This window comes from Citricoccus muralis, assembly GCF_029637705.1.
Taxonomy (GTDB): domain Bacteria; phylum Actinomycetota; class Actinomycetes; order Actinomycetales; family Micrococcaceae; genus CmP2.
This window is the reverse complement of sequence record NZ_CP121252.1, coordinates 1012300-1029287: the sequence shown is the minus strand read 5'-3', so window position 1 is coordinate 1029287 and position 16988 is coordinate 1012300. Positions and strand designations below refer to the sequence as shown.

14 protein-coding genes are annotated in these 16988 nt (G+C 64.6%); 6 read left to right on the top strand and 8 right to left on the bottom strand.

Annotated elements, in window-relative coordinates; all coding sequences use genetic code 11:
- Nucleotides 1–20 precede the first annotated feature (20 nt).
- From P8192_RS04710 to P8192_RS04675, 8 genes are all read right to left on the bottom strand, one after another.
- Nucleotides 21–983 (bottom strand): 4-(cytidine 5'-diphospho)-2-C-methyl-D-erythritol kinase, encoded by a 963-nt coding sequence (locus tag P8192_RS04710; protein ID WP_278158890.1) that lies wholly within the window; start codon nucleotides 981–983, stop codon nucleotides 21–23.
- Nucleotides 983–1891, bottom strand: coding sequence for a 16S rRNA (adenine(1518)-N(6)/adenine(1519)-N(6))-dimethyltransferase RsmA (gene rsmA / locus P8192_RS04705; RefSeq protein WP_278158888.1), 909 nt, complete (start codon nucleotides 1889–1891; stop codon nucleotides 983–985). The genes P8192_RS04710 and rsmA overlap by 1 nt, the downstream gene beginning before the upstream one ends.
- Nucleotides 1892–2016: 125 nt before the next feature.
- Complete coding sequence (locus P8192_RS04700) at nucleotides 2017–3033, bottom strand: resuscitation-promoting factor (RefSeq protein WP_278158887.1); 1017 nt, start codon at nucleotides 3031–3033, stop codon at nucleotides 2017–2019.
- Nucleotides 3034–3157: 124 nt separating this feature from the next.
- The gene (locus tag P8192_RS04695; RefSeq protein ID WP_278158885.1) at nucleotides 3158–4129 is read right to left on the bottom strand and encodes a TatD family hydrolase; all 972 of its coding nucleotides are present in this window, start codon (nucleotides 4127–4129) and stop codon (nucleotides 3158–3160) included.
- A gap of 19 nt (nucleotides 4130–4148) precedes the next feature.
- On the bottom strand, nucleotides 4149–4817 hold the full coding sequence (locus P8192_RS04690) for a GntR family transcriptional regulator (protein ID WP_278158883.1): 669 nt from the start codon (nucleotides 4815–4817) through the stop codon (nucleotides 4149–4151).
- A gap of 36 nt (nucleotides 4818–4853) precedes the next feature.
- The gene (locus P8192_RS04685; RefSeq protein ID WP_278158881.1) at nucleotides 4854–5669 is read right to left on the bottom strand and encodes an IclR family transcriptional regulator; all 816 of its coding nucleotides are present in this window, start codon (nucleotides 5667–5669) and stop codon (nucleotides 4854–4856) included.
- Nucleotides 5670–5794: 125 nt separating this feature from the next.
- Complete coding sequence (locus tag P8192_RS04680) at nucleotides 5795–7042, bottom strand: M24 family metallopeptidase (RefSeq protein WP_278158879.1); 1248 nt, start codon at nucleotides 7040–7042, stop codon at nucleotides 5795–5797.
- A gap of 43 nt (nucleotides 7043–7085) precedes the next feature.
- Nucleotides 7086–8801, bottom strand: a complete 1716-nt coding sequence (locus tag P8192_RS04675) for a BCCT family transporter (RefSeq protein ID WP_278158876.1) — start codon at nucleotides 8799–8801, stop codon at nucleotides 7086–7088.
- A gap of 265 nt (nucleotides 8802–9066) precedes the next feature.
- Between P8192_RS04675 and glyA the strand changes: the two genes are divergently transcribed.
- From glyA to P8192_RS04645, 6 genes are read left to right on the top strand one after another with little or no spacing between them, the layout of a single operon-like run.
- Nucleotides 9067–10398 carry a serine hydroxymethyltransferase gene (glyA, locus tag P8192_RS04670; protein ID WP_278158874.1) on the top strand — a complete coding sequence of 444 codons (1332 nt, stop codon included), beginning with the start codon at nucleotides 9067–9069 and terminating at the stop codon, nucleotides 10396–10398.
- Between the two features lie 2 nt (nucleotides 10399–10400).
- Nucleotides 10401–11618 carry a sarcosine oxidase subunit beta family protein gene (locus P8192_RS04665; protein WP_270105904.1) on the top strand — a complete coding sequence of 406 codons (1218 nt, stop codon included), beginning with the start codon at nucleotides 10401–10403 and terminating at the stop codon, nucleotides 11616–11618.
- Between the two features lie 36 nt (nucleotides 11619–11654).
- Nucleotides 11655–11957, top strand: a complete 303-nt coding sequence (locus tag P8192_RS04660; RefSeq protein ID WP_278158871.1) for a sarcosine oxidase subunit delta — start codon at nucleotides 11655–11657, stop codon at nucleotides 11955–11957.
- Complete coding sequence (locus P8192_RS04655) at nucleotides 11957–14908, top strand: 2Fe-2S iron-sulfur cluster-binding protein (RefSeq protein WP_278158869.1); 2952 nt, start codon at nucleotides 11957–11959, stop codon at nucleotides 14906–14908. The genes P8192_RS04660 and P8192_RS04655 overlap by 1 nt, the downstream gene beginning before the upstream one ends.
- Nucleotides 14901–15530, top strand: coding sequence for a sarcosine oxidase subunit gamma (locus tag P8192_RS04650; RefSeq protein ID WP_278158867.1), 630 nt, complete (start codon nucleotides 14901–14903; stop codon nucleotides 15528–15530). Before P8192_RS04655 ends, P8192_RS04650 begins: the two co-directional genes overlap by 8 nt.
- Nucleotides 15527–16945 carry an L-serine ammonia-lyase gene (locus tag P8192_RS04645; RefSeq protein ID WP_278158865.1) on the top strand — a complete coding sequence of 473 codons (1419 nt, stop codon included), beginning with the start codon at nucleotides 15527–15529 and terminating at the stop codon, nucleotides 16943–16945. The genes P8192_RS04650 and P8192_RS04645 overlap by 4 nt, the downstream gene beginning before the upstream one ends.
- Nucleotides 16946–16988: the final 43 nt, after the last annotated feature.

Genomic DNA, 16988 nt, shown 5'->3' with positions numbered 1-16988 from the left:
CCCCTCCAGGATAGTGAACCTCAGCGCAGCCGCGCGCCCTGGACCGGACCGTGCATGGGAATCGCGGCAATGCCGGTGCGTTCTGCGATGCGCCCGGCCAGGTGGACCGCGTCTTCGGCGTCGCGGGTGATAAACACCGTGGCCGGGCCCGATCCCGAGACCATCCCGCACAGTGCGCCTTCATCCATCCCCAGGTCCAGCAGACTGTTGACCTCGGGCACGAGCACAAGCACCGGTGCTTGTAGGTCGTTGTGCATCATCAGGGACAGCACCTCGGCATCGCCGCGGGATAGCGACTGCATGAGTTCGGTGTCGATGCCCAGTTCCTCGCGTGCATTGACGGATTCGGTGCCGCGCAGATAGTCGAGCAGTTCGTACACTTCCTCAGAGGTTATCGTGACGGAGGCGGGCACAATGACCCCGTGCAGAGTGCAGCGGGTGAGGATCGGTGAGAGGGATTGCTCCGGGCCGACCGAGACGGCAGCACCACCCATAATGGCCAGCGGCACGTCGTCGTCGAGGCGGGCTCCCAGATCGGCGAGTTCTTGGCGCGATACCCCAGCTTCCCAGAGGGCAGCACAGGCCACCAGTACGGCGGCGGCGTTGGCGGCCTGTCCTCCGAGACCTCCCGAGAGCGGGATCTTGAGGGTGAGTTCGAGATCGACGCCGATATGTTCCGGGTCCAGTCCCAGGTGCTCGCGCAGTAGATGGGCGGCCCGCCACACGATGTTGGATTCGCCGAGTTCCAGGTCTTCATGGTCCACAGCAACGGCGGAGTCATCGTTGACGGTGACCATGATCTCGCCATCGTCACGTCGCGTGGCGGTGACGTCGTTTCCCAAGCTGATAGCCATGGCGACACCGGCGGTCTCGTGACGACCGTCTTCCTGCATCGCCCCGACCTGCAGGGTCAGGGTGACGCGGCCCGGCGCGAAAGCGGTGACGTGTCCGAAGAACCGGGCTGACCTGGTCGCCGTGCTCATCACGACGTTTCTTCTGTGATGTCCGGGGAGGGGCGGTGCTCGGCAATGGCGGCGTAGTCCTCGATCGTGAGCACTTCACCGCGGGCACGCGGGTCCACGCCGGCGGCCACCAGTGCGTGCTCGGCCGCCTGCGGTGACCCCGCCCAGGATGCCAGCGCGGCGCGCACCGTTTTGCGTCGCTGGGAGAAGGCCGCATCGATCACCGCAAACACCTCGTCACGAGTCGCTGTGGTGTGTGGTGGCTCGCGGTGGGTGAATCGCACCAGTCCAGAGCGGATTTTCGGCGCGGGCCAGAAGACGTTCATGCCCACCACGCCTGCTTTCTCGGCCTGGGCGTACCAGGCGAGTTTCACGGAGGGCACCCCGTAGATCTTGTTGCCGGGGCCGGCGCTGAGTCGATCGGCCACCTCGTCTTGGACCATCACGAGTCCACTGGTCAGGGTGGGCACCTCAGCGAGCAAGTGTAGTAGCACCGGCACCGCCACGTTGTAGGGCAGGTTCGCCACGAGTGAGGTGGGCCCGGTGGTCGCAGCTGCGGGCCGAGCCCTAGCCAGGTCGGCCTCGGTGACGTGCATGGCGTCGTCCGTGATGAGGCTGAATCGGTCTTCGGAACCGGGACGAAACTCGGAGACGGTGCGCGGCAGCCGGGCGGCCGGAGTCGGATCGATTTCGATGGCGGTCACCGCTTCCGCGGCGTCGAGCAGCCCCAGGGTGAGTGAGCCCAGTCCCGGCCCGACTTCGAGCACGTGGGATCCTCCACCTAAGCGGGCCGAGGCCACGATACGGCGGATGGTGTTGGGATCGATGACGTAGTTCTGCCCAAGTGTTTTGGTGGGGCGCAGGCCCACTTCTGCGGCAATCCGACGGATATCGGTGGCAGACAGCAGGGAATCATCGGTCTCAGTCACGGAGTCCATCCTACGTGGTTGAACTCGACCCGGCGGATGTTATCCCCCGCCCTGCTGTGAGTGTTTAACGAGCAAAGGACCCGCTTTTCAGCGGGTCCTTCGCTCTAGGGTGCTCTAGGAGGGGATCAGCGCAGTCCCAGCTGGCTCGAGCAGTGCGGCCACTGGCCCCAGCCGGCAGCGGCCTGCAGCTTGGTGGCCACGGCGATCTGCTCGGCAGGAGTTGCCTGGTGCGGCAGCGGCGCGTACTGGGTGCCGCCCATTGCGGCCCAGGTATTGGGGTTGAACTGCAGGCCGCCGTAGTAGCCGTTGCCGGTGTTGATCGACCAGTTGCCACCGGACTCACACTGAGCCAGGCGCTGCCAGACACCGGAGGTCGGAGCGGAGGCTTGCGAGGCGCTGGAGGACTCGGAGGAAGACGAAGAAGAATCAGCGGAGGAGGAGGAGGAGGAGGAGGAGGAGGAGGAGGAGGAGGAGGAGGAGGAGGAGGAGGAGGAGGAGGAGGACTGCTGCGGCTCCGGCTCCTTGGTGCCCACGGAAACAACCTCGGTGACCGGTTCGGTGGTCACCGTGGCGGAGATCTCTTCGCGCTCGGTCTCTACGCCGTCGACGGTGGTCACCTCGAAGGTCACCTCTTCTTCGCCGTCCTTGCCCTCGGTCTTGACCTTGGTCTTGCCCTTCTCCAGGCTGGAGTCGTCTTCCTCAGTGGAGTCGTGCTCCACGGTGCGGGTCTCGGTGACCTCGGACTTCTCGACGACCTTCACCGTGATCTTGGCGCCGTCGGTCAGGGCGGAATCCAGTGCTGGCTCGACGAGGTCGTTGGCTCCGACGGTCACGCCGCCCTGCTCCAGTGCTTCTTCCACCGTGGTGGCGGTGGAGACGAACTGCTCGGTGGCGTCACCGCGCTGCGCGGTCACGGCCTTCGGCAGGTCCACCTGGGTGCTACCCAAGGGGGCCACCGCCGAGGCCAGCTCAATGTCGAGTGCTTCCGCGTTCTGCGCCGAGCCGTCGGTCGGCTGCGCTTCCGCGGTGCCGGTGCCGTTGGCCTGGGTGAAGACGAAGACGGCGAGACCGCCGACGACGAGCGCCATTGCCGCTACCTGGGCGAAAATCTTCGACAGGCGGGAGTTGAGCATACGTGCCATGAATCAAGTCCAAATCGTTGCGAATGAGGGTTGTCCGAGCCTGTGCAGACCGGAACCACTCATCAGACGATAACGGAACGATAACGAAGATCTCAAATTGATTACGAATATTGTGAGCGAACACTCAGGAAGCGTCGAAGGCTCCATAGACACGCAGGGTGTTCTCCAGCACCGTCTGTGCCATGGCTTCCTCGCTGATACCACGCACGGAAGCCAACGTACGCAGGGTCAGAGGCGTCAGGTACGGGGCATTGGGACGTCCGCGATACGGATGCGGGGTGAGGAAAGGGGCATCCGTCTCCACCAGCATCAGTTCGGGACGCGCGATCCGGGCGGCTTCACGCAGCGCGTCGTTAGCCTTGAAACTCACCGGGCCGGCGAAGGACATCATCCAGCCGCGGTCATTGCAGATCCGGGCCAGGGAAGCATCCCCGGAGAAGCAATGGAAGACCACGTGGCGTGGTAGTTGGTCGGCCTGGTCCAGAATTTCGACGACGTCGTCGTGGGCATCGCGATCGTGAATCTGCAGGGCCTTGTCCAGCCGGACTGCCATATCGAGGTGACGGCGGAACGAGTATTTTTGCGCATCGATGCCGTCGGGTCCGGTACGGAAGTAATCCAGCCCGGTCTCCCCCACCGCGCGGATACGCGGATGGTTGGCCAGCGTGAAAATCTCATCCAGCGCGTCGTCCAGTTCACCGCGCTGGGCCATCCGGGCCGCGTCGTTGGGGTGAATGGCGACCGCTCCGAGTAGCCGGTGCTCAGCCTCGACTGCTTCCACGGTGAAACGCGCGGCTTCCAGGTTGCAACCCACTTGGATGGCTCCGATGACGCCCACCTGTTCGGCGGCGTCCATGGCCTGGTGCACGTTGACCTCGACCAGACCATCTCTGAAATCCAGGTGAGTGTGGTTGTCGATGATGGGACCGACCAGTGGCTGTGGCGCTGGCGGATATTCCAGACGACGACTGCGTCCGGTTTTCTCTTCCCGGCTCGAACGCTGGTGCAGTGCGGTGGGGCCTGAGGTGTTCGCGGGCTCCGGATCCTCTGTAGGACGGTACGCGGCGGGCACCTGGTCGATCGACTCGTTGGTCATGAATCCACTGTAATCAGGCTCAGAGGTTCGCGCGCAACACGTCTTCGAAGTGTCGGACGTGTTCTGCCGACAGCTCCGCTGCACGGTCCGCATCCCCAGACAGCACCGCGTCGAGCAGGTCCAGGTGTTCCTGGACATGCTGTTCCACGTCCGGCACCCGGTCTAGCACCGCACACCACATGCGTGTCACCAAATGCAGCAGGCGGAGCAGGGTCTGCTCCAGCAGCGCTTCACCGGTGGCGGCGTACAACACGCGGTGGGTGTGCAGGTCGAGATGGATCAGCTCGCGCGGGGTGAGCTTGTCGTGATCGGCGGCGCGCAATTCGAGCAGTTGGTCCCGCAGTCGCTGCAGGGCTTCGCGCTGCTCACCGCCGTGGAGTTCGGCGCCGCGCCGCGTGGCCAGGGGGTCCAACACGGCACGCATATCGGATATCACCGACAGGTCCGTCAAGGTCAGCGGCGCAGCGAAGGTGCCACGTCGCGGGTAGGTGACGATCAGCTGGTCGCGCTCCAGAATCTTCAACGCTTCCCGCAGTGGAGTTCGTCCGCATCCCAGCTCGACGGCGAGCGCCTGCTCTTTAATGACATCTCCCGGAGCGATCTCGAGGAGCACTAGACGATCAAGGAGGTTGGCATAGGCTTGTTCGGCGAGGGTACCTGCGGGGCCGTCCACACGCTGCAGGGTCATTTTCGCCCCTTTCTGCGTTGAATGCTAATGGGCTCCTTAGATGGTACCTGGTGGTATATCAGTTGCGCCGCCCAATCTGGATGACACTTCCGCCGCCGCCGCGCGGCAACGCTCCAGCAGCTCGGCACAGCGGGCTTCATCAACACGATAGGCCGGGGCGGCAATGAGCAGTCCAGCCACCGGATCCCCACGATGATCCACCACCACGGCACACACCCCAACCTCGTCGTCGAAGGTTCTGCGGAAGTTAACGGCGTAGCCGGTGGCGCGGACCTCCTCCAGCTCGGCTTCGTACTCGTCGATCAGCTCGGGCCAGATAGAGGGCTCCGGCCCATCGCCGATCAGCGCACCGCTGGTACAGAGCTTCCGCGCCAACCCGGGTTCCTGGTAGGCCAGCAGAACCATCACGCTGGCCGAGTGCATGGTGGCATAGCGGGTGCCCATGCTGGAGGTGTGCTTGACCCGTTGCGGACCCGCCACCTGCTCCACCGTCACCGCAGCTGAGCCGTCCCACACCATCAGCGCGGCCGTCTCGGCTGTCACCGCGGAAAGTTCGGTCAGGACAGGGTAGGCGAGCCGGCGCACATCCAGGGAGGCCAGTAGCGGACCGGCGATGCCGATCAGCCCGAGTCCCAGCCGGTATTTGCGTGAACTGGGAACCCTCTCGACCAGCTGCTCGCCTTCAAGGGTGGCCAGCAGCCGCGACACGGTGGATTTATGCACCCCGACCCTCTCGGCGATTTCGGTCACGCCCTGTTCCGGTGCTTCGGTGGTGAAGCACCGCAGCACATTGATCAGGTTCAGGACGGGCGAGGAGGTGCGCTCGGAGTCAGCGTCAGCGGTGGATGACATGGTGGCATTTTTCCATGAAAGTTCGATGGGTGCCGAGAGCCGCGGTGCGACCGGCTCGTCGTTCGGTCGCACCGCGGCTCCGCGCCCTCCCCAGATGGATCAGTTCATCGTCCGATCTGCGGTGATCAGGCGTCGATGATGTTGTGCTCCGGGCCGAACCCGAATCCGGTGATGTTTTCGGCACCGTCTTCGCCGACCACCAGGATGTCGTGCTCGCGGTAGCCGCCGGCACCGGGCTCCCCCTCAGCCACGGTAATCATCGGCTCCATGGAGACCACCATGCCCGGCTCCAGTACGGTGTCGATGTCCTCGCGCAGTTCCAGGCCGGCTTCGCGCCCGTAGTAGTGCGAGAGCACACCGAAGGAGTGGCCGTAACCAAAGGTACGGTTCGGCAACAGTCCGTAGCCGATGTAGATCTCGTTGAGCTCGGCGGCAATATCCTTGCAGACCGCACCGGGCTTGATGAGTTCCAGTCCCCGACGGTGCACCTCGACGTTGACGTTCCACAGCTCAAGGCTGCGCTCGTCAGGCTGACCGAGGAACAGCGTACGCTCCAGAGCCGTGTAGTAGCCCGAGGTCATCGGGAAGCAGTTCAGCGAGAGGATGTCGCCGCGCTGCAGCTTGCGGGTGGTGGCCCAGTTGTGGGCACCATCCGTGTTGATACCGGACTGGAACCACACCCAGGTGTCGCGGACCTCGCGATGTGGGAAGGTCTTAGCGATCTCGTGGGTCATGGCCTCGGTACCGATCAGAGCCACTTCGTACTCGGTGATGCCCTCGCGAATGGCCTCCTTGATGGCCTCGCCACCCAGGTCGCCGATGCGGGCACCGTGCTTGATGACCTCAATCTCTTCGGCGGATTTGATCATGCGCTGACGCATGGCTGCCTGGGAAACATCCACCAGCTCGGCGTCCGGGAACGCGTCCTGGATCCGGGCCCGGGTCATCACGGGCAGGAAGTCATCTTCGACGCCGATGCGGGATGCAGTCACGCCGTCCCGGCGCAAGGCTTCCTGCAGGCCGTAGAAGAAGTTGTCCCGCTGCCAGTCGGTGTAGACGATGTTCTCGCCATAGCTGGTGCGCCACGGCATGCCAGCGTCAATGTTCGCGGTCACGGTGGTCGAGTTCTCCGCGGTGACCACCAGCCCATAATTGCGGCCGAAGGTGGTGTACAGGAAATCAGAATAGTACTTGATGCCGTGGTAGCTGTTGAGGATCACGGCGTCGAGACCCTTCTCCTCCATGATGGCGCGCAGCCCGCTCAGGCGGCGCTCGAATTCGGCGTCAGAGAAGGTCAGCGGCTGCTTCTGCCCGTTGTGCAGGGTCTTCAGGCGCTCGAGTTCGGCAACGGAGGCGGCGTTGTTAGGGGTCATGTCAGTGCTCCTTAGTATGTGCTGGTTGGTTCGGTTGAGTCGGTTAGTGTTTTCCGTCCCGGTAGGCGTCCAGCGGAATGCCATCAGCATCCACGTTGTCGTCCTCGCTGAGCGGACGGGGGTCATTGATGGTTTTCTCCAGACGGCGGATCTCCTTGTTCCGGGCCCGCAGTCGTCGGATGAAATTGGCGATCATCAGCAGGATGATGATCGAGAACGGGAAGCCGCCGATGATGGTGCCGGTCTGCACCGTATCCACGGCATTGGTTCCGCCGATGAAGAGCAAGAGGATGGCCACGGTGGCGATACTGATCACCAGCACCACGCGGAACCAGGGCCCAGATTTCTTCGGCGCGGAAACGAAATCGGCCAGGGCGTAAGTACCGGAGTCCAGCGAGGTGATGAAGTAGGTCGCCACGAGAATGGTCGCGACTACCAGCAACAGGGTGCCGATCAGCGGGATGCGCTCCAGGGTGAGGAACAGTCCGGTGGAATTGTCTTCGCCCACGGCCGCGGCGATCATGCCGCCGGTCTCTTCGTCATAGTGGGTGGAGGCCGAGCCAATGATGCCGACCCACACCATCACGATCAGTGTGGGAACCACGGTGACACCGATGACGAACTCGCGGATGGTGCGGCCCCGGGAGATGCGGGCGATGAATCCTGCTACGAAGGGCGAGAAGGCGATCACCCAGCACCAGATGAACACGGTCCACCAACCCATCCAGGAGTCGGACCAGCTTTCCATGCCGGTTCCGGCCAGGCCGGCCTCCGTCCAGAAGCTCATCGCCGCGAAATTTTGGAAGAACGTACCGAAGGTCTGGGTCACGTTGGACAGGATGTAGACAGTGGGGCCGCAGATGAACACGCCGACGACCAGCACGATGGAGAGCACCGAGTTGGCCTCCGAGAGCCGTTTCATACCGCGGTTCACACCCACGAAGGCGGATATAGCGGTGAGCAGCCCGAAGCCGAGAATCACCATCAGCCACATCGTCGATGAGGTGCTCAGTCCGGTGAAGCTGGCGATACCCGAGGAGAACTGCATGACCGCGAAGCCGAAGGAGGTGCCGAGTCCGAGCACGGTGGCCATAATGGCGATGAGCTCGACCACCACACCGCCGGGACGCTGCAGTTTCTTGGGGAGCATGTCGACCGTGGCTTCACGGAACGTGAGCGTCTTACCCAGGTTGTGGTGGGAGTACGCCAAGCACAGCGCGACCACACAGTACATGGCCCACGCGGTGAACCCCCAGTGGAAGTAGGTCCAGACGATCCCCGGTTCACCATGAGAATCCGTGGCGGGAATCAACGGCGCTTCATTGACCAGCAGCATCGGCTCGGCCACAGACCAGAAGATCAGCCCAATGCCCTGCCCGCAAGCGAAGAGCATCGAGTACCAGGCGAAGTTGCCGTGCTCGGGTTTGGCGTCGGGGCCGCCGAGGCGGACCTTGCCGAAGCGGGAGAACCCAGCCCAGGCGCAGACGAGCACCGCAACGAGGGAATACAGCACGAACAGCCAAGCGAATCCGCTGGTGACGAAAGTGCGGCCGATCTCGATGACGCCGGACGCGCCGTCCTGGTTGGTCAGGACGAGCACGATGACGAGAATGATCAGAGTCGGCGGCGCCGTCATAATGATCACCCGATCGAGTGCGGGAATGACCCTGCCACGGAAGCGCGGAAGACTCACTTTTCGCTCGCGCGCGGGGCGACGTGTCGGATGCTCTGTGTCGAACTGGCCTTGTTGCTGAGTCATCAAGGCTCCCTTTCTTCAGTGCTCCGAATGAAGCAGCCATACGTTGCGTTGCGCGCAACCTTGTTGCAATGAATAATGGCAGTGAGTCACATCACAGTCAAGAGGTCTGCGGGCAATATTTCGGGAACGTTTCGGATACGCCCATTCACTTGACAAGAGTGATACTCGTCATAAACACTCTGATATATCAGTTTCAATCACCGTGCATATCTGGTGATTAACGTTCCGCGGTCGACCGGGCCGCACCGTTCCGAAGGGGGCCGATTTGTCCACCACCCAGCAGATCCCACACGAGCTCACCGCTCAGATCAGCTCCATTGATCCCGACGTCGCCTCGCTCATCGATTCGGAGCTCGGCCGTCAGCGAGATGGACTGGAGATGATAGCGTCTGAGAATCACACCGCCCTGGCCGTGATGCAGGCTCAAGGGTCGGTGCTGACCAACAAGTACGCCGAGGGCTACCCCGGTCGGCGCTACTACGGTGGCTGCGAGTTCGTCGATGAGATCGAGCAGCTGGCCATCGACCGCGTGAAGGCACTGTTCGGCGCTGAACATGCCAACGTCCAGCCGCACTCGGGCGCCCAGGCCAACTCCGCGGCCATGTCGGCACTGCTGAAGCCCGGCGACACCATCCTGGGTCTGAACCTGGCCCACGGCGGTCACCTCACCCACGGCATGAAGCTGAACTTCTCCGGAAAGCTCTACAACGTAGCTGCTTACGGTGTGGATGAAGAGACTCACCAGATCGATATGGACACCGTGGCCGAGGCCGCCCGAGAGCACCGACCGCAGCTGATCATCGCCGGCTGGTCCGCCTACCCGCGCCAGCTCGACTTCGCCCGCTTCCGCGAGATCGCCGACGAGGTTGGGGCTTACCTGATGGTGGACATGGCCCACTTCGCAGGCCTCGTAGCCACCGGTTTGCACCCGAGCCCGGTCCCCCACGCCCACGTGGTCACCTCCACCACACACAAGACCCTGGCGGGTCCGCGCGGCGGCATCATCCTGACCAACGACGCCGATTTGGCCAAGAAGTTCAACTCCTCAGTTTTCCCTGGTCAGCAGGGTGGCCCGCTCGAGCACGTCATTGCGGGCAAGGCCGTGGCCTTCAAGATCGCTTCCGAGGCCGGCTTCCGCGAGCGTCAGGAACGCACCCTGCGCGGGTCGGCGATCCTGGCCGAGCGGCTCAGTGCTGAGGACGTCAGCTCTCGCGGCATCTCGGTGCTGACCGGTGGCACCGATGTGCACCTGGTGCTGGTGGATCTGCGCAATTCCTCCCTGGACGGCAAGCAAGGCGAAGACCTGCTGGCCGCCGTCGACATCACCATCAACCGCAACGCCGTGCCCTTCGACCCGCGTCCGCCGATGGTGACCTCCGGCCTGCGCATCGGCACCCCGGCGCTCGCCTCCCGCGGTTTCGACGACGACGCCTTCCGCGAGGTCGCCGACATCATCGCCCAGACCCTGATCGCCGGCACCGAGTCCAACGGTGAAGACGGCGCCGCCGAGGAGTCCCTGGCCGGTCTTCGCGAGCGCGTGGCAGCCCTGGCTGAGCGTTTCCCCCTGTACCCCGACCTGACTCCGATGGGAGCCTGATCATGGCAAATCACCTGCCCGAGCACCCAGATTTCCTCTGGCGCAACCCCGACCCCAAGTCCAGCTATGACGTCGTCATCGTCGGCGGCGGCGGCCACGGCTTGGCCACCGCCTACTACCTGGCCAAGCACCACGGCATCACCAATGTGGCGGTGCTGGAGCGAGGCTGGCTGGCCGGGGGCAACATGGCCCGCAACACCACCATCATCCGCTCGAACTACCTGTGGGATGAGTCGGCCGCGATTTACGAGAAGTCGCTCAAGCTGTGGGAAGGTCTGCCCGAAGAGCTCGAGTACGACTTCCTGTTCTCCCAGCGCGGCGTGATGAACCTGGCCCACACCCTGCAGGATGTGCGCGAGGCCCAGCGCCGCGTGAACGCCAACCGGCTCAACGGCGTCGACGCTGAATTCCTGGACCCCCAGCAGGTCAAGGAGGTGTGCCCCATCATCAACATCACGGACAACATCCGTTACCCCGTAATGGGCGCCACCTACCAGCCGCGCGCCGGTATTGCCAAGCACGACCACGTGGCCTGGGCCCTGGCCCGCAAGGCCGACGAGATGGGCGTGGACCTGATCCAGAACTGCGAAGTCACCGGGTTCTACAAGGACGGCGACCGCGTGATCGGTGTCGAGACCACCCGCGGGCGTATCAACGCCGGCAAGGTCGGTCTGGCCGCGGCCGGGCACTCCTCGGTGCTGGCGGAGCTGGCCGGATTCCGGCTGCCCATCCAGTCGCACCCGCTGCAGGCACTGGTGTCCGAGCTGTTCGAGCCGGTCCACCCCACCGTGGTGATGTCAAATCACGTGCACGTCTACGTCTCGCAGGCCCACAAGGGCGAGCTGGTCATGGGCGCGGGTATCGACTCTTACAACGGCTACGGCCAGCGCGGATCGTTCCACGTCATCGAAGAGCAGATGGCTGCCGCCGTGGAGCTGTTCCCGATCTTCGCCCGTGCGCACTTGCTGCGCACCTGGGGCGGCATCGTGGACACCACCCTAGATGCGTCGCCGATCATCTCCAACACCCCCATCGATGATCTCTACGTGAACTGTGGCTGGGGTACCGGCGGATTCAAGGGCACTCCTGCCTCGGGATTCACTTTCGCCCACACCATCGCCACCGGTGAAGCGCACCCGCTGAACGCACCGTTCAGCCTGGATCGCTTCGAGACCGGCCACCTCATCGACGAGCACGGCGCCGCCGCCGTGGCCCACTGACCCGCGGATTCGCGACTTCCAAGGAGCTGCACTGCCATGATGCTGATCAATTGCCCGCACTGCGGGCCACGCGACGAAGTGGAATTCCACTACGGCGGACAGGCGCACGTCGCCTACCCCGAAGACCCGCACGCGCTGAACGACCGGGAATGGGCCGAGTACCTGTTCTACCGGGATAACCCCAAGGGACGGTTCGAGGAGCGCTGGCAGCACTCCATCGGCTGCCGGAAATGGTTCAACGCCGTCCGCGACACCCACACCTATGAGTTCCTGGCCACCTACGGTGCCAACGACACTGCCCCGGCGCCGGCACCGGCGACCGTCGAAGGGAGAATGTGATGAGCTCCTCCATCTCATCGACACGACTGAGCGACACCACCATCAGCGCGCTCGGCATCGGTCACGGGCTGTTGCGCCCTGACGTCGCCGAGTTCACCATCACCGTGGACGGCGTCGATTACCCGGCCCGAGCCGGCGACACCGTGGCCTCCGCACTGGTGGCCGGCGGACGTCTGGACTGCGGATCCTCGCACTACGAGTCCCGCTCCCGCGGCATCCTGGCCGCCGGTGTGGAAGAGTCCAACGCGCTGTTACATGTGGCCGCCCGCTCCGATGGCGGCGTGGCCGAGTCCATGTTGCCCGCCACTACCGTGGCTGCGGTGGATGGCCTGAGTGCCGAGTACCTGCCCACTCTGGGTCGCCTGGATCCGGGAGACGACACCTCGGTGTACGACCACAAGTACGTTCACACCGATGTGCTCGTGATCGGCGCCGGTCCGGCGGGGGTGTCGGCCGCTCGTGAGGCCGCCGTCGCCGGGGCCCGCACTCTGCTGCTCGACGAACAGCCGATCCCCGGTGGTTCGCTGCTGTCCTCCCGCGGTGAGACCGTGGACGGCGAACCGGCGGTGGCCTGGGCCCGATCGACGGTGGCCGGCCTCACCTCCGACGCCGAGGACTTTACCTATCTGCCGCGCACCACCGCGTTCGGGTCCTACGACTCCAACTACGTGATCGCCGTGCAGAAGCGCACCGACCACCTGGCACCGGCCGAGCGCCCCGGGGTATCGCGTCAGCGCATCTGGCACATCCGTGCCGCCCAGGTCGTACTCGCCACCGGTGCTCATGAACGCCCGATCGTCTTCGCCGACAACGACCGTCCCGGCATCATGCTGGCTTCGGCCGTGCGCAGCTATCTGAACCGTTGGGCTGCAGTGGCGGGTCAGAATCCAGTGGTGTTCACTACCAACGATTCCGCCTACGCACTCGTCGAGGACCTGGCCGCCGCCGGAGTCCAGGTCGCCGCCGTCGTGGATGCCCGCCCCGAACTCAGCGATACCGCCCGTGCGGTGCTGGAGGCCAACGGGGTCCGCGGTATCCCGGGTTCGGCCGTCATCGGCACCGAAGGCGAGGGCCCGCAGGACCGGGTCAGCGCAGTCACCGTCTCCGCCATCATCGACACCGGTGAACTGACGGGAGATACCGAGCGCATCGAGACCGACCTGCTCGCCGTCTCGGGTGGCTTCTCGCCGGTGGTGCACCTGCACTCACAGCGTCAGGGTGCGCTGCGTTGGGCCGACCATGTGGAGGCTTTCGTGCCCGGTGGTGTGGTCCGCGACCAGCAGACCGCCGGCGCGCTGAACGGCTCCTACCAGTTGGCCGAGGCCCTCGCCGAGGGCGCGACCGCCGGTCGCGGCGCCGCCCAGGCCCTGGGCCGCACCGCCTCGCTGACCATCTCCACCACGGAGCCGTCCAGCACCGGAACCTTCCGGCCGTTGTGGTTGGTGCCCGCCCCCGAGGGCCAGCCCTCCGAGTGGCACACCCACTTCGTGGATTTCCAGCGCGACCAGACCGTGGCCAGCATCGTGCGTGCCACCGGTGCAGGCATGCGCGCGGTGGAGCACGTCAAGCGTTACACCTCGATCTCCACCGCGAATGACCAGGGCAAGACCTCCGGGGTCAACGCCATGGGCATCATCGGTCACCTCATCGGCGTCACCGATCCGGCGAAGCTGGGCACCACCACCTACCGTGCGCCCTACACGCCGGTGCCGTTCGCGGCCCTGGCCGGGCGTCGTCGTGGAGACCTCTTCGATGCGGCCCGCCGCACCTCCATCCACCCTTGGCATGTGGAGCACGGTGCCTTGTTTGAGGACGTCGGACAATGGAAGCGCCCCTGGTACTACCCGCAGGACGGCGAAGACATGGACGCGGCTGTCCTGCGCGAGTGTGCAGCCACCCGCGAATCCGTGGGCTTCATGGACGCCTCCACCCTGGGCAAGATCGAGATCCGCGGCACCGACGCCGGTGAGTTCCTCAACCGGATCTACACCAACGGCTTCGCCAAGCTCAAGGTCGGCATGGGCCGCTACGGGCTGATGTGCAAGCCCGACGGCATGATCTTCGACGACGGCGTCACCCTGCGCATCGCCGATGACCGTTATCTGATGACCACCACCACCGGTGGCGCGGCGACCGTGCTGGACTGGCTCGAGGAGTGGCACCAGACCGAGTGGCCGGACCTCGACGTCGTCTTCACCTCTGTCACCGAGCAGTGGTCCACCATCGCGGTGGTGGGACCGAAGTCCCGGGCCGTACTGGAGAAGGTCGCCCCCGACCTGGATGTCTCCGCCGAGGCATTCCCGTTCATGGCGTTCCGGGAAACCACCCTGTCCAACGGAGTGCCGGCCCGCGTAGCCCGCATCTCCTTCTCCGGAGAGCTGGCGTTCGAGATCAACGTGGAGACCTTCTACGGGCTGAGCACCTGGGAGCTGGTGGCCGAGGCTGGGGAGGAGTTCAACATCACCCCCTATGGCACCGAGACCATGCACGTACTGCGCGCCGAAAAGGGCTTCATCATTGTTGGTCAGGACACCGACGGCACCGTCACCCCGCAGGATGCGGGCATGGACTGGATCGTCTCGAAGCTGAAGGACTTCGTGGGCAAGCGCTCCTACTCGCGCATCGACACCGCCCGCGAAGACCGCAAGCACCTGGTCGGCGTGCTGCCGGTGGACGGCACCACCCGACTGCCGGAAGGCGCCCAACTGGTCGCGGCCGGCTCCCCGGTCACCGCAACGGACGGGCCGGTGCCCATGCTCGGCCACGTCACCTCGTCCTACCTCTCCGCCGCCCTGGGCCGCCCCTTCGGCTTGGCCCTGGTGGAGAACGGCCGCAACCGCATCGGTGAGATCGTCATCGCCCCGCTGAGTTCCGACCCGAACGATGCGGTCGAGGTAGAGATCACCTCACCGGTTTTCTACGACCCAGAAGGAGCACGCCGAGATGGCTGAGAACACCCTGAACCACCTGCGCCGCACCCCGGCGTCCCATCTGGCTGACGAGATGTCCCAAGCCGAAGTCACCGGCGATCGTGGGGTGGCGCTCTCCGAGCTGTCCTTCCCCGTGCAGATGGTGATCCGTGCCCAGCCGGGCTCCCCGTCGGCCACCGCCGTCGAGCAGGCGCTCGGTGTGGCTTTGCCGACCGCGCACGGCCAGGTCACCGGCGACCCGCACGGCGCCCACATCATCTGGCTCTCCCCCGACGAGTTCAGTTATATGGACGTCTCCCGTGAACAGTCCCCCGGAGCCGACGCCGAAGCGGCAGCAAGCCTGGAGGGCCTGCCTGGCCAGGTCATCGACGTCTCGGCCAACCGCGCCGTCCTCGAGCTCACCGGGCCCTCGGCCCGGGCGGTACTCGAGAAGGGTTGTGCAGTTGATCTGCACGATTCCGGTTGCCCCACCGGCACCGGCGTCTCCACCCAGATCGGCACCGTCCCGGTGGTGTTGCATCGGGTCGACGCGGAACGATTCCGCATCTACCCGCGCGCCTCGTTCACGGACTACCTCGTCCGCTGGCTGATCGATGGAATGCTGGAATTCAACTACCAGGAAGTTGGCGAGGAACTGCTATGACGCTAAGCGTGCTGGACCTGTTCTCCATTGGGATCGGACCGTCGTCGTCGCACACGGTCGGACCCATGCGAGCGGCGAGACTTTTCGTTGACGAACTGCGTGACCGCGGGCTCGTAGCTCAGGTCCAGCGCGTCAAAGCAGAGCTCTACGGTTCCCTCTCGGCCACTGGTGTGGGTCACGGCTCCGACCATGCGGTGATCCTCGGTTTGCTGGGCCTACAGCCCGAATCCATCGACACCGACACCGCGCAGGGCACCGTAGAGCAGGTCATCTACTCCCGCGAGCTCAACCTTGGCGGCGAGAAGGTGCTGGCATTCCGCCGGGACAAAGACCTGATCCTGCACATGCGCAAATCGCTGCCCGGACACCCCAACGGGATGCGCATTACCGCTTACGATGAGGCGAAAGTGGAACTCCACAGCCGCGAGTACTACTCGGTGGGTGGCGGATTCGTCGTCACCGCCGAAGAGCTCGCAGCAGCAGACGGCGACGAGCGCACCACCGGAGGCTCCGGCGTCGAAGAACCCTACCCGTTTACCACGGCCGATGAGTTGCTAGAGATCTGCGAGCGCGAAAAATTGTCCATCGCGCAAGTGATGTTGGCCAATGAGCTGGCCCAACACACCGAAGATGACCTTCGTTCCCAGATCCTGGGCATTTGGTCGGTGATGCAGGAATGCGTTGAGAACGGCTGCACGCGCGAGGAGACCATTCTTCCCGGTGGTCTCAAGGTGCGCCGGCGTGCTCCCGAGTTGCGCCGACGGCTACGCGAGCAGGAGGAGCTAGGGGTCACCAAGGATGCACTGTGGGCACTGGAGTGGGTGAACCTCTATGCGCTGGCCGTCAACGAGGAGAACGCCTCCGGTGGGCGCATCGTGACCGCTCCAACTAATGGGGCGGCCGGCATCATCCCGGCCGTGCTGCACTACTACACGCGTTTCGTGCACGACGGCGAGGTGGGGTCGGCCGAGCAGGATGACGCGGTGGTCGAGTATTTCCTCACCGCCGGTGCGATCGGCAAGCTGTACAAGCTCAACGCGTCGATCTCTGGCGCCGATGTGGGCTGCCAAGGCGAGGTTGGCTCCGCCTGTTCCATGGCAGCCGGCGCGCTGTGCGCCGTGCTCGGCGGCAGCCCGCGTCAGGTCGAAAACGCAGCAGAAATCGGTCTGGAGCACAACCTGGGACTCACCTGCGACCCCGTGGGCGGGTTGGTTCAGGTGCCCTGCATCGAGCGCAACGCGATCGCCTCGGTGAAAGCCATCAACGGCGCCCGATTGTCCATGCACGGCGACGGCGAACACCGCGTCACCTTGGATCAGGCGATCAAGACCATGCGCGACACCGGCAAGGATATGAAATCCAAGTACAAGGAGACCTCACGCGGCGGACTCGCCGTCAACGTCGTGGAGTGCTGACACCCTGACTTTGGTCAGATTTCGCAGGTTCACCTAATGAATC

Bases quoted from the DNA above. Each gene is read 5' to 3' on its own strand.
- P8192_RS04710 (WP_278158890.1), bottom strand. From the start codon at position 983: ATGAGCACGGCGACCAGGTCAGCCCGGTTCTTCGGACACGTCACCGCT.
- P8192_RS04700 (WP_278158887.1), bottom strand. From the start codon at position 3,033: ATGGCACGTATGCTCAACTCCCGCCTGTCGAAGATTTTCGCCCAGGTA.
- P8192_RS04695 (WP_278158885.1), bottom strand. From the start codon at position 4,129: ATGACCAACGAGTCGATCGACCAGGTGCCCGCCGCGTACCGTCCTACA.
- P8192_RS04690 (WP_278158883.1), bottom strand. From the start codon at position 4,817: ATGACCCTGCAGCGTGTGGACGGCCCCGCAGGTACCCTCGCCGAACAA.
- P8192_RS04685 (WP_278158881.1), bottom strand. From the start codon at position 5,669: ATGTCATCCACCGCTGACGCTGACTCCGAGCGCACCTCCTCGCCCGTC.
- P8192_RS04680 (WP_278158879.1), bottom strand. From the start codon at position 7,042: ATGACCCCTAACAACGCCGCCTCCGTTGCCGAACTCGAGCGCCTGAAG.
- P8192_RS04675 (WP_278158876.1), bottom strand. From the start codon at position 8,801: ATGACTCAGCAACAAGGCCAGTTCGACACAGAGCATCCGACACGTCGC.
- P8192_RS04665 (WP_270105904.1), top strand. From the start codon at position 10,401: ATGGCAAATCACCTGCCCGAGCACCCAGATTTCCTCTGGCGCAACCCC.
- P8192_RS04660 (WP_278158871.1), top strand. From the start codon at position 11,655: ATGATGCTGATCAATTGCCCGCACTGCGGGCCACGCGACGAAGTGGAA.
- P8192_RS04655 (WP_278158869.1), top strand. From the start codon at position 11,957: ATGAGCTCCTCCATCTCATCGACACGACTGAGCGACACCACCATCAGC.
- P8192_RS04650 (WP_278158867.1), top strand. From the start codon at position 14,901: ATGGCTGAGAACACCCTGAACCACCTGCGCCGCACCCCGGCGTCCCAT.
- P8192_RS04645 (WP_278158865.1), top strand. From the start codon at position 15,527: ATGACGCTAAGCGTGCTGGACCTGTTCTCCATTGGGATCGGACCGTCG.